Origin of the sequence: Anaerocolumna aminovalerica, assembly GCF_900115365.1 — a bacterium.
Lineage (GTDB): Bacteria > Bacillota > Clostridia > Lachnospirales > Lachnospiraceae > Anaerocolumna > Anaerocolumna aminovalerica.
Window position 1 is genome coordinate 177,765 of the sequence record NZ_FOWD01000004.1, and the last position, 13,365, is coordinate 191,129.

The following is a 13,365-nucleotide window of genomic DNA, read 5'->3' on the forward strand; positions in this document are numbered from 1 at the left end:
TCTTTAAATTAGATTACACACATTTCAATCGGTATTAATTATAGTTTCAAAAATCTTCCATATTGTTAAAAAGAAGAAAAGTAGTAAGTTTAATATTGTAAAAATAATGAAACTATCTTATAATAACTCTTGTATGTTTATTATGTGTTCGGGATAATACATAGTTCACTGAGGAGGTATGATTTTAATGGCAACATTGTGTACATCTGCAACAACATTTCCAACAATCAATCTCAAGGAAACAGGAAAAAACATATTAAGAATCCGGAAATCGAAAGATATTTCGGTTAAGGATTTGCAGCACTATTTTGGATTTGAACAGCCGCAAGCTATTTATAAATGGCAATGGGGTGAGTGTTTACCAACCGTTGATAATTTATATGCATTAAGCAAATTATTTAATATGACAATAAACGAAATCTTGGTCTCTTCAGACCAAGATTTTGTTCATATATGCTTATTGAATTTAATCAATTAAATTTTATTTAAATGCTCTTACATTATAATTTTGTTGTCCAGTTAGAACAATCCCAAACCTTAGTAGCAAAATCTTCATAGAAATCCGGTTCATGACAGATTAGAAGGATACTTCCCTTATATGCTTTTAAAGCACGGTGTAATTCCTCTTTTGCCTCAACATCTAAGTGGTTGGTAGGCTCATCTAATAATAAGAGATTGGTTTCTTTATTAATTAATTTACACAGGCGGACTTTTGCCTGCTCACCGCCGCTTAGTACTCTTACCTGGCTTTCAATGTGTTTTGTTGTAAGACCACATTTGGCCAGGGCAGAGCGGGCTTCGTATTGGGAAAAGGAAGGGAATTCTCGCCATAATTCTTCAATGCAGGTATTGTTCTTGGCACCGGTCATTTCCTGCTCAAAATATCCCTGGTACAGGTAATCCCCCAAAATTACTTTACCTTGTAATGAAGGAATTAATCCCATAATACTTTTTAAAAGAGTGGTTTTACCGATGCCATTGGCTCCTTTTAATACGATTTTATCTCCACGTTCCATAGTTAAAGTTAGTGGTTTGGAGAGAGGTTCCTCATAGCCAATAACTAAATGCTCTGTTTGAAAGATATATCTTCCTGCTGCCCGGGCTTCTTTAAAATTGAACTCCGGCTTTGGTTTTTCTTTTGCAAGTTCGATGATATCCATCTTGTCTAATTTCTTCTGTCTGGACATAGCCATATTTCTGGTAGAAACCCTTGCTTTATTTCTGGCAACAAAATCTTGCAGCTCAGCAATTTCTTGCTGCTGTCTTTTATAAGCGGATTCTAATTGTGCTTTTTTCATTTCGTAGACTTCTAAGAACTTATCATAATCACCTACATAACGGTTTAATTCACCATTTTCCATGTGATAAATAAGATTTACCACACTGTTTATAAAAGGAATGTCGTGAGAGATTAGTATAAAGGCATTCTCATACTCCTGAAGATAGCGTTTTAACCATTCAATGTGTATGGTATCCAGATAGTTGGTAGGCTCATCTAATAATAGAATATCCGGTTTTTCCAACAAGAGCTTTCCAAGGAGTACTTTAGTTCGCTGGCCGCCGCTTAATTCGGTAACATCCTGATCCAGGCCAATCGCATCCAATCCTAAAGCCCGTCCGATTTCTTCTACTTTGGAATCAATAATATAAAAGTCATGGGAATCCAGCATGTCTTGCAGTGTACCAAACTCTTCCATAATGGTCATAAGTGCATCCGGTTCCGCATCAGCCATTTCATTACAAAGAGCGTTCATTTTGGCTTCAATCTCATATAAATAAGTAAAAGCAGATTTTAGTACTTTTCGTATGGTCATTCCTTTTTCCAATACGGAATGCTGATCTAAATAACCGACCCTCACATTCTTAGCCCATTCAATATTTCCTTCATCAGGCATTAATTTTCCGGTTACTATATTTAAAAAGGTAGATTTGCCTTCTCCATTGGCACCTACCAGTCCTATATGTTCTCCCTTTAGAAGACGAAAAGACACATCGTGAAAGATTGCTCTGTCTCCAAAACCATGAGTAAGATTCGTTACATTTAAAATGCTCATAAAAAGCTCCTCTTTGAAGTAATATGGTAACTCAAAAGCTACCTTATAGATTATACATGAAAAACGTATTAATTCAAGAAAAAATTTTTATCAGTTTATTAGGATATGTTATAGTGCTGAATATAATTTCGATAAAATAGGACAAAAATCAACGAATTATGTAAAATTCATGTAACTTTATATGTATAGATTGATATATTTATCCTATTTTGTTATAATATGGTATACATATGTTGTAACTATTCTACAAAAAGGGGGAACGCGATGCATAAGGGAATGAAATATTTTAGAGTAGGATTTATACTTCTTGTGTTACTATTGTTTATTAGTTGGCAACCATGGAATAAAACTGTAGTTTTTGGTGAGAGTACAGCGAAAAGGGTTTTATTCATTAGTTCTTATGACGGAAATTTCCTTAGTGTTCCTGATCAGATTGCAGGTGTCAAAAGCGTATTTGATTCTGAGAATATATATCTTGATATTGAATATATGGATACGAAACGATTTGATACCAAAGAAAATGTCCGTTTATTTTATAATACCCTAAAATACAAATTGACCCATCTTGATCCATATGATGCGGTTATAGCTGGTGACGATAATGCTTTGCAGTTTGTTATGGATTATCAGGAAGAACTATTTAATAGAACGCCTGTTGTTTTTCTTGGAATCAATGATTTAGCAAGAGCAAAAGAAGCTGCACAAAATAATTTCATTACAGGTATCGTAGAAGAAACCTCAATAAAAGATAACATTGAGTTAGGATTAAAACTGAATCAGCAAGCTTCCAAAATAGTGGCTATTGTTGATAATACATTAACCGGAGTGGGAAATAAGGAACAATTTTATTCTTATGAGGATGACTATGATAATTTAATTTTTGATGATATTAATACTTCCCAATATACTTTTAAAGAATTAGAGGAGGTATTGGATCATATAGATCAGGATACCATTGTACTGTATTTTAGTATGTATTCTGATATAACCGGAAAATATTTAACTATAGAAGAAGCTTGTGAAATTTTAGCAGCCCATACCAAGGTACCCATTTTACGTGCGGAAGTAGGGGGTATTGGTTTGGGGATATTGGGCGGCAAGATGATTTCTTATTACGATGCTGGAAAAATCGCAGGAAATATGGTTCTCACAGTATTTCAAGGAACACCTGTACAAGAAATTAAAATGATAGAAGAAAGCCCCAATCGTTATATGTTTGACTATGAGATTCTGCGAAAATATAATATTGACGAAAGTGTGCTTCCGGAAGATTCTATTATATTAAACAGGCCTTTTACTTATTTAGAAGAGAATAAAGATTTTATAATAAAAGGTATATTTGTTATCACAGTTTTATTTGTGATTATAGCAATTCTTCTTTATGATAATAGAAAACAAAGAAGGATGGAAAGAAAGCTACAGGAAAGCCATGAGGAACTATCACAGACCTTTGAAGAATTGACAGCTACGGAAGAAGAATTAAGGGCACAATATGAAACCATTGAAAAACATGCCAGAGATATTGAATATCTGGCACAGCATGATTATTTGACAGACCTTCCCAATAGACTCAGTTTTAATGAAAAATTACGAAACGAGATAGATTCCGGTAATCCGGGAGCGATTCTACTCTTGGATATTGATAATTTTAAAGAAGTAAATGATACTTTAGGACATGTTTACGGTGATAAGTTGTTACAAAGCATATCGGAAAGATTATTAAACCTTTCCGACGATACGGTCTTTGTATCCAGATTTGGGGGAGATGAATTCTTAATACTGATTGCTAATGAAGAGAATCAAGAAAGAATTGAAGACTATATCCGTAAAATTTTAATGCAGTTTCAAAGGGCTCTGGTTCTTGATTATAAAGAATACTTTGTTAATTTCAGTATTGGTGTATCTATGTACCCTAAAGACAGTTCCAGCGTAGACCGTTTGATTATGAATGTGGATACGGCTATGTATACAGCTAAAAGGGAAGGAAGAAACAAATATAAGTTTTACTGTGAAAGTATGCAGGATGAATTGATGGATAAAAAAGAAGTGGAAGCCATCTTAAGAAATGCAGTAAAAAATGATGGATTTATACTGTTATACCAGCCCCAGGTTGATGTTGATACTGGTTTTATTGAGGGATTTGAAGCACTCTTACGTATCAAAGGCTATAATATTTCACCATTGAAATTTATACCGGTTGCAGAAGACACCGGATTAATTACTGAAATAGGACGCTGGGTAACAAGAAAAGCGGTAGAACAAATAGCAGAATGGAAAGAGAAAGGGTACGATACAAAACCTATCTCTGTGAATTTCTCAAGTAAACAGCTTCAGGATACCGCATATGCAGATTTCCTTCGCAAAATATTATTGGAAAAAGGTGTGGAAGCGGAATATTTCGAATTGGAGATTACGGAAAGTATTTTGTTAGAAAAGTCGTCAAATACGCTGGAATTCTTGAATACTCTTAAGGATATGGGTATAAGAATTGCTTTAGACGATTTTGGAACGGGATATTCATCTTTGAATTATTTAACCTTTATTCCAGTTAATAAGATTAAATTAGATAAATCCTTATGTGAAAAGTTTTTAGAACTAAGTAATATTAAGGTGATGAATAGTATTATAGGTCTTGCACATAGCCTGGGTCTTGTCATTACCGCAGAGGGAATCGAAGATATGGAACAATATAAAAGGTTAAAAAAAGGCGGATGTGATTATATTCAAGGATACTTATTTAGCAGGCCTGTAAAAAGTGATGAAATAGAAAAAATTTATCATATCAATATGTTAGATAATATATTGTAAATACATTGGCATGGTATTCTTGACGAATTACGCCGAAGCTCAACGGACTGCATGGATTGGGAACTCCATGCAGTTCTCTTATATATCAAACCAATAAACTTCATTCTCTTTATAGAATTTAAATCCAGCTTTTTTGGCTGTTTTTTGAGAATTAGGATTTGATTCCATGCAATCCCATTGAGCCATCAGACCATTTTTAATACATGCATTAACAAATTCAATAGTTAATGAGTAAGCCAAGCCTTTATGTCTAAATTTTTCCTCTGTCTCAATATCTATTGGAATAACATTTTTGAATCTTGCAGTTCCTACAATAACAGAAGCAATGCTATCTGAATATGTAATACAGTATGCAACACTTCTTTTTTTGAAATTTTCAAAGCTTTCCCATGATTCTAAAATTCTCTTTGTTAAGAATGTTTCATTTTTAAAATCTCCATTTAATATTTTATCCCAAAAGTCAGAATCGACTTTTTGCATTCTAAAATCATCTGGTAAATAATAATTTTTATCAATGTGTTCTGTTTTCCTAAATGAATATTCTTTTTCCCTTTGAATGGTCTTATCCTTAAACATTTTAAAAATATATGGTCTTAACTCAGCATTTTCTATAGTAAATTCAAAATAATTAATTCCCTGTTGTTTCAGATAATAAAAAATATCCTTTTTAATGAAATTATCTAACTCTATATATGTATTATCATTAACGATGTTTCCTAAAAAAGCAAAACTACCAACTGCATAAGAATTTGCCAGTGCAATTGTTGGTTTATCAATAGTATCGACCCATAACTCCCCTTTGCATTCGCCGGCTATAATTCCCGAAAAGCTTGGACAGTCTTCATTTACAACATTTTCAAAGTTACTAACTGTCTGCAAATTATTTATTTTAATCATTTTTATCCTCCCAAAACTTAGAAACTAATTCTTTCATTTGAAGAGCTCCGATTTCATTAGTTGAGAATATTGTATATTAATTAAGTTGAAATGGCAATGAGCGGAATCAACAACTGAATAATTGGAGATCATGGTGGAGAGAAGACATTTTTCCGATTTTTACCTGCATAAAATTATAAATATAATTTTATGCATCTTGGAAACATTTGAATAATTACTATAGAGAATGGAGATTTTAATAGTAGCTAAGGCTATCGTTAGATATTTTAAATTAATTTAGAAGGAGGATTTTTCGACTTATGGAGAAAGATAAAAATGTACTGAGCGGTGAAAATAATAGCAGGCTTGATAAAACTTCCCCAACCAATAAGGAAGTAACTGCAGCTTGGGCAAATATTGAGAAACTGCAGGAGGTAAGCCAGGTAACCATACCTTCTGAATATGAAGTAGGAAAAGCGAAAAATTGGGTTGATAACGGAAGTCAATTATAAGTTTATATTTTTAAACATCATAGTTCTATTACATTTTAGTATACGAATATACTAATCTTCGTTTAATATAGATAAAATATTTGCAAAAGGCATAAATTCAAAGCGTATAAACACGTTTTGCTTTTCTGCTGGATTTTAACATTTCTTTAACGAATCTTAGTATAAGATGTATTACAAATTTTTAAGAAAGAGGAAAGAGATATATGGCAAAAATTCAAATGACAGTAGATGGTAATACCGCAGCTGCCTATGCGGCATATGCCTTTACCGATGTTGCAGCTATTTATCCTATAACACCATCTTCTCCAATGGCTGAAACTATGGATGAATGGGCAGCAAAAGGTCAGAAAAATATTTTTAATCAGGAAGTAAGTGTAATTGAAATGCAGTCCGAAGCAGGTGCTTCCGGTACATTCCATGGTTCCTTACAAGCAGGAGCCTTAACAACTACATTTACATCTTCCCAAGGTTTATTATTAATGATTCCTAACATGTATAAAGTAGCCGGTGAATTATTGCCCGGTGTATTTCATGTTAGTGCCAGGGCAATTGCTGCTCATGCTCTTAGTATATTTGGTGATCATCAGGACGTTATGGCTGCAAGACAGACAGGATGTGCATTTCTTGCTTCCGGTTCTGTACAGGAAGTAATAGATTTGGCACCTGTTGCTCATTTATCAGCTATTAAGGGAAGATTACCATTCGTACATTTCTTTGACGGATTCCGAACATCTCATGAAATCCAGAAGGTAGATGCTTTAGAATATAGTGATTATGAAGAATTATTGGACAAACAGGCATTGCTGGAATTTAGAAAACGTGCCTTATCACCGAATCATCCGGTTATAAGAGGTACCGCACAAAATCCGGATATTTATTTTCAAGGAAGAGAAGCCAGCAATCCATTTTACACTGATCTTATTCCAATTGTTGAAGATTATATGAATAAGATGGGCGAAAAGACAGGACGTAAATATGGTTTATTTGATTATTATGGGGCACCTGATGCCAGGTATCTGATTGTTGCAATGGGTTCTGTAACGCCTACAATTGAGGAAACCATTGATTATTACAATAGCAAGGGTGAAAAGTATGGTTTGATAAAAGTACATTTGTTCAGGCCGTTTTCATTAAAGCATTTTATGGACTGTATACCACATACAGTAGAAAAAATTGCGGTTTTAGACCGTACAAAGGAACCCGGTTCCATTGGCGAGCCATTATTTGAAGATGTATGTACTTGTTTTCATGATGCAGGGAAGAAACCGGTAATCATTGGAGGACGTTATGGTTTAGGTTCGAAAGATACCACACCAAATCAAATAGCAGCTGTATATGAGAACCTGAAACAAGATGAACCTAAGAATCATTTTACCATTGGCATTGTGGATGATGTTACTCATCATTCCCTTCAGGTGGGCTCTTATGTATCTATAGAACCGGAAGACAGAATCAGCTGTAAATTCTGGGGCTTAGGTTCTGACGGTACAGTGGGTGCCAACAAGCAGGCAATTAAAGTAATTGGCAATAACACTTCTTTAAATGTGCAGGCATATTTTGACTACGATTCAAAGAAATCCGGCGGCATAACTATGTCCCACCTTCGTTTTGGCAAGGAGCCAATTAAAGCCACATATTTAGTTAGTAACGCAAATTATGTTGCCTGCCATAACCACTCTTATGTTACAAAATACGATTTAACAGCTGATTTAAAAGAAGGCGGTACTTTCGTACTTAACTGTCCGTGGACCGATGAAGAATTAGAAAAGCATCTCCCTGCAAAGATTAAAAAGGATCTGGCTGAGAAACAGGCTAAATTCTATACAATTAATGCAGTAAAGATTGCAGGTGAAATAGGACTTGGCAACCGTATTAACATGATTATGCAGGGGGCATTCTTTAAATTAGCTAATATATTACCGGAAGATGTATTTGTGAAAGAGTTAAAAGATGCAGCTACTAAGTCCTACTCCAGAAAAGGTGAAAATGTAGTTAAGATGAATCATGAAGCCATTGATCGGGGTATTAGGGATATTCATGAAGTAAAAATACCGAAAGAATGGATAAATAGTATTGATGAAGAAACGGATACCATAAAAGAGCCAGAATTCGTACGCAATATTATGCGTCCAATGGAAGCACAACAAGGACACAAATTACCGGTTAGTGCATTTAAAGACCGTGAGGATGGTACTTACCCATCTGGGTCCACCCAGTATGAAAAACGTGGCATTGCAGTATATGTTCCTGAATGGGTAGAAGAAAGATGTATACAATGTAACCAATGTTCCTATGTATGTCCCCATGCAGTAATCAGGCCATTTTTATTAAACGACGAAGAAGTACAAAAGGCTCCGGAATCTTTTGTTACAAAAAAAGCTACTGGTAGAAATCTGGAAGGTTATCATTATAAAATCCAAATCAGCCCAATGGATTGTACCGGATGTGGTAACTGTGCCGATGTATGTCCTGCAAAAGGTAAAGCTTTGATCATGAAACCAATAGAGACTCAATTACCAGAGCAGGTGGACAATTGGATATTTGCAGTGAATCAGGTGGGTTATAAGAAAGATATAGAGCTCAGCGCGACTTATAAAGACAGCCAGTTCAAGAAACCTCTTATGGAATTCTCAGGAGCCTGTGCAGGATGTGGTGAAACACCTTATATTAAATTAGTTACCCAGTTATTTGGCGAACGAATGATGATTGCCAATGCTACCGGTTGCTCTTCTATTTGGGCAGCATCTGCTCCAAGTACGGCATACACTTCCAATCACGAAGGTAAGGGACCGGCTTGGGCAAATTCTTTATTCGAAGATAATGCGGAATTTGGATTCGGTATGTATATTGGTGTTAAACAAATGAGAAAAAAAATAGAAGAGAACATGAAGAAATTAATTGACATGGATGTGGATACTCATGTAAAAGAAGTATTCTCAGTCTGGATTGAATATAAAGAAGATGGAGAGTTATCCCAGATGATAAGTGCAAAAGTACAGGATATCATAAGGGATTATAATTCTTCAGATAAGAATATTCAGTGCCTTATTGATGAAATCAAACAGCGCAGTGAATATTTAGTAAAACGTTCCCAGTGGATTGTTGGGGGTGACGGATGGGCATATGACATTGGTTTTGGCGGCTTAGATCAGGTTTTATCTACCGGTGAAGACGTCAATGTACTTGTATTTGATACAGAAATATATTCCAATACAGGTGGTCAGGCATCTAAATCCACTCCTACAGGTGCTATTGCAAAATTTGCAGCTTCCGGTAAAAAGTCTGGTAAAAAGGATTTAGGCAGAATGATGATGACTTATGGCAATGTATATGTTGCCCAGGTTGGTATTCATGCAGATAATAACCAGCTCATTAAAGCCCTGCGTGAAGCAGAAAGTTATAAGGGCCCATCTATTGTTATATGCTATGCACCTTGTATCAGCCATGGTATCAAAGACGGTATGGGCAGAAGTATGGCAAACATTAAGAGTGCAGTGCAAGCAGGTTACTGGCATTTGTATCGATACAATCCTGATTTAAAGAAAGAAGGAAAAAATCCATTCACTCTAGATTCTAAAGAACCAACCGGTAACTTCAGAGAATTCTTAATGAATCAAGTACGCTATAGCTCATTGGCAAAAATGTATCCGGAACAGGCAGAGGAACTGTTTAACAAGGCAGAAGAGCTGGCAAAAGAAAGGTATGAGACTTATAAGACGCTGGCGTCGCTGTAGAGATAATATAGTTAGCGCTTAACACACTCTTGCCAAGTAAGTTTAAGGAAGAACTTTGAGAGTAAGGATATGGTTTTTTGGGTATGGAAATGCAATGATTATATTTGCTGTTAATCTCAAAAGGATAATCAGACCTCAAGGTTAAATGATAAAAAAATAAATCAAATATCAGTGAAAAACGGTTAAATGCCCATAGTCGGACATTTAATCGTTTTTTTATACTGATTAATGGCGTATGAACCGTTCCGGGCTTAAGCATGGCTCAAATAAGGGTTTCATGTGTAAGTATAATACATGAATTGCTTGACGTTTGTAACAAAGGCCGTGATTCCCTACAAAAACATCATGAAAATAATGGAGTTTCCTCCTTGACAAAACTGTTATATCTGAATATACTGTATATGTAGTTAACATTACAGTTAGGGGTGATGATTTGGAAATTGTAATATCGAATAGTTCCAGTCTGCCGATTTATGAGCAAATAAAAGAACAGGTAAAGGTTCAAATACTGTCGGGGGAATTAAAGGAAAATGAAATGCTCCCCTCATTGCGACAGTTGGCAAAAGACTTGAAAATTAGTGTACTGACTACTACAAGAGCATACAATGAACTTGAGCAAGAGGGGTTTATTGCAAGCCGACAAGGTAAAGGCTTCTTTGTTATGTCCAGCAGTTCTAACCTTATCCGTGAACAGCTAATTAAGGAAGTTGAAAGTAATCTAAATAATGCAATACAGGCGGCTCAAAGAGCGTCCATGTCTGATGATGAGATCATCAGCCTTTTACAGCTTTTATTGGAGGTTAAAAATGATTGATAATGCTTTAGAATTAAAGGGAATAAGCAAAGACTTTCCCGGTTTCAAGTTAAACAATATCAGTTTTTCCTTGCCCAAAGGGTATATCATGGGGCTTGTTGGTCCGAATGGAGCCGGAAAAACAACTACTATACAGCTTATTCTTAATATGCTAGAAAAGGATGCCGGGGAGATATTAGTTTTTGGCAAGGACAACGTAGAAAGTGAAAATGCCATAAAGCAGGATATTGGGGTTGTATTTGACAGTATATTTTATGTGGATAGCTGGACGATCAAAGATACGGAAAAGGCCGTTTCTCTCTTTTATGAGGATTGGAAACATGATGTTTTTAACGAAATGATAAAACGGTTTGACTTACCACAAAATAAAAAAATTGGAGAGTTATCCCGTGGTATGCAAATGAAGCTGATGCTTGCTTGTGCTTTTTCACATAATGCTAAGCTTCTTATACTAGACGAGCCAACAAGCGGGCTTGATCCTGCTATCCGGGATGAGTTTTTAGAAATTCTACAAGAATATATAAAGGATGGTGAAAGGAGTGTCTTATTCTCTACCCACATTACAACGGATTTAGAACGGGTAGCAGATTATATTACGTTTATAAATCGAGGTGAATTAGTTTATACCGGTAGTATAGATGAACTTTTAGGCAGTTACCGACTTATTAAAGGCAGGGCGAGGGATTTAACTGCAGAGCTTAAAAAAAGCATTGTTGGTTTAAGGAAAACCGACATGGGCTTTGAAGGTCTTATGGAAGCAAAAAAAGCTACGCAGTTTAAGAATTGTGTCATTGATGGTGCAACAATTGACGATATTGTTATCTGTATGAGCAAAGGGGGTACAAGATAATGACAGGCTTTTTAAGGATTACAAAATTGGACTTTTTTACAATGAAGGCACAGCTTGTTTCGTATTTATCATTGGTTCTAATCGTGATAATGTATGCTTTCATGGATTCATCAGTTACTATATTGTGCATAACCGGTGCATGGTTCGTAGCGTTATTATCAACAAATATTTTCGCCATACAGGAAAAGAACAATCTTGACCGCCTATACGGTTCAGTTTCTGTTAGTTTGAAAGACATTGTGCTTGGGCGATATGTTTACGTATTTCTGAACTACCTTACAGCATTTCTTGTGATTATTGTATTACACTCTTGCTTCACACTTTTTCAAAATAAAGCATTGGAATTCAACGATATTATGCTTGGTTTTAGTTTATCATTTTTAGTGTTTTCCGCTATTACAGGAATACAAATGCCCTTGTTCTTCAAGATGGGCTACACAAAAGCAAAATTTTGGTCTATGGTTCCATTTATAGTTGTAATGGTCTTAGTGGCTGCCCCAGCTTTTGTATCTGCGTTATACGGTGTAGTTGAGTTTATGCAATCCAATGAAACTGTTTTAATTATAAGTGCCTTACTAGCAAGCTGTCTTATTCAATTCTTTTCATATCTGATAGCCATTGTTCTTTATCGCAAACGAAAAAGAGGGTGATTATATGAGGTGCAAAGCCTTCATTCACAGCTTTGCCTCATAAACCTACCTTGACCTTCGTGAGGATGGAAAACCACATGGCTTTCCATCCTCACGAAGGTATGAATAACCTCTATTGGGCAAAGCGTACGTCCTTAAATACACTAATTTTTATAGCACTTAATTCGTCCAAATGGATAAAAACGTCCCGATTGGATAAGAATTATGCTCTACAATTTGTTATTGTAAAAAATGAAATGTCTTCGGACATTTTTCTTTATGAATGGCGGTTAGTTAAATCTAACCAAATATTAGAAGGATTTATTTCTTTTTTAAGAAAGGAGTGGGAGGGCTTGTGGAACAAAAATTCAGAGCAGCAAAACCTGACCCTAGGATATTGATTTTACAGATTATTGTTATGTCTGTGCTTAGTTTTTCTTTTGGTAACTGGACTGCGGTAATACTTTTATTTGTGGCAGTGGATGTGCTGATATGGATTTTCTTTGATTGGCGGACAAGTGCAAAATTTCTTTTGGGTTATTTTTTTGTGTTTTTTCTCCAACAACTGCTTCAAAAGATTTATATTCCGGTATTGTCTTTTCTGTTTCCTATGTTTCTCATGGTAATTATCCGGGCAATGCCGGTGTATATGACTTGCGGTATATTGATACGGAAGACACCAATGAATGAATTGATGACAGCGTTGAGAAAATTTCGTATCCCCATGATTGTATTAATCCCCATGGCAGTTATGTACCGGTATATCCCAACGATTCGTCAGGAAATTGTTTATGTCCATGAGAGTTTGGTAATGCGTGGATTGCATTCTTCTGTCTGGAAGATAATGCGTCATCCTGTAAGAAGTATAGAGCATTTCATAATTCCATTGTTATTTAGAAGTGAAAAGATAACGGAGGAATTGTCAGCGGCAACCCTTTGTAAAGGTCTTAGCTTGGAGAGGGAAAGAACTTGCTGTACGGATGTGAGGCTGGAGAAAGAAGATTTTCTGTATCTGTTCATACTTTTCATAGCGGTTGGAGTATTGATTTATGTTAATACCAAACTGTATCTGTTTTAGGAGGTGATGA

Annotated in this window: 10 protein-coding genes; 8 read left to right on the forward strand and 2 right to left on the reverse strand. The window is 35.4% G+C overall.

Annotation, left to right across the window (positions count from 1 at the left end; all coding sequences use genetic code 11):
- Positions 1 to 187 precede the first annotated feature (187 nt).
- On the forward strand, positions 188 to 478 hold the full coding sequence (locus BM183_RS03915; protein WP_091684544.1) for a helix-turn-helix domain-containing protein: 291 nt from the start codon (positions 188 to 190) through the stop codon (positions 476 to 478).
- 22 nt (positions 479 to 500) lie between these two features.
- Here BM183_RS03915 and BM183_RS03920 read toward each other — a convergent pair whose 3' ends face one another.
- Positions 501 to 2,054: an ABC-F family ATP-binding cassette domain-containing protein gene (locus BM183_RS03920; protein ID WP_091684546.1), complete on the reverse strand. Its 1,554-nt coding sequence runs from the start codon at positions 2,052 to 2,054 to the stop codon at positions 501 to 503.
- Between the two features lie 264 nt (positions 2,055 to 2,318).
- Between BM183_RS03920 and BM183_RS03925 the strand changes: the two genes are divergently transcribed.
- On the forward strand, positions 2,319 to 4,862 hold the full coding sequence (locus BM183_RS03925) for an ABC transporter substrate binding protein (RefSeq protein WP_091684548.1): 2,544 nt from the start codon (positions 2,319 to 2,321) through the stop codon (positions 4,860 to 4,862).
- Positions 4,863 to 4,940: 78 nt separating this feature from the next.
- Here the strand turns inward: BM183_RS03925 and BM183_RS03930 are convergent, their stop codons facing one another.
- Positions 4,941 to 5,759 carry a GNAT family N-acetyltransferase gene (locus BM183_RS03930; RefSeq protein WP_091684550.1) on the reverse strand — a complete coding sequence of 273 codons (819 nt, stop codon included), beginning with the start codon at positions 5,757 to 5,759 and terminating at the stop codon, positions 4,941 to 4,943.
- A 299-nt stretch (positions 5,760 to 6,058) separates the two neighbouring features.
- On the opposite strand from BM183_RS03930, the gene BM183_RS03935 reads away from it, so the two are divergent.
- The 6 genes from BM183_RS03935 (at position 6,059) to BM183_RS03965 (ending at position 13,355) form a co-directional block, all read left to right on the forward strand.
- Positions 6,059 to 6,250 (forward strand): CDIF630_02480 family spore surface protein, encoded by a 192-nt coding sequence (locus BM183_RS03935; RefSeq protein ID WP_091684552.1) that lies wholly within the window; start codon positions 6,059 to 6,061, stop codon positions 6,248 to 6,250.
- A gap of 203 nt (positions 6,251 to 6,453) precedes the next feature.
- On the forward strand, positions 6,454 to 9,984 hold the full coding sequence (gene nifJ / locus BM183_RS03940) for a pyruvate:ferredoxin (flavodoxin) oxidoreductase (protein WP_091684554.1): 3,531 nt from the start codon (positions 6,454 to 6,456) through the stop codon (positions 9,982 to 9,984).
- 433 nt (positions 9,985 to 10,417) lie between these two features.
- Complete coding sequence (locus tag BM183_RS03945) at positions 10,418 to 10,798, forward strand: GntR family transcriptional regulator (protein ID WP_091684556.1); 381 nt, start codon at positions 10,418 to 10,420, stop codon at positions 10,796 to 10,798.
- Positions 10,791 to 11,648, forward strand: coding sequence for an ABC transporter ATP-binding protein (locus BM183_RS03950; RefSeq protein WP_330392312.1), 858 nt, complete (start codon positions 10,791 to 10,793; stop codon positions 11,646 to 11,648). Before BM183_RS03945 ends, BM183_RS03950 begins: the two co-directional genes overlap by 8 nt.
- On the forward strand, positions 11,648 to 12,298 hold the full coding sequence (locus tag BM183_RS03955) for an ABC-2 transporter permease (RefSeq protein WP_091684558.1): 651 nt from the start codon (positions 11,648 to 11,650) through the stop codon (positions 12,296 to 12,298). Before BM183_RS03950 ends, BM183_RS03955 begins: the two co-directional genes overlap by 1 nt.
- A 334-nt stretch (positions 12,299 to 12,632) precedes the next feature.
- On the forward strand, positions 12,633 to 13,355 hold the full coding sequence (locus BM183_RS03965) for an energy-coupling factor transporter transmembrane component T family protein (RefSeq protein ID WP_091684562.1): 723 nt from the start codon (positions 12,633 to 12,635) through the stop codon (positions 13,353 to 13,355).
- The last annotated feature ends 10 nt before the right edge of the window (positions 13,356 to 13,365 follow it).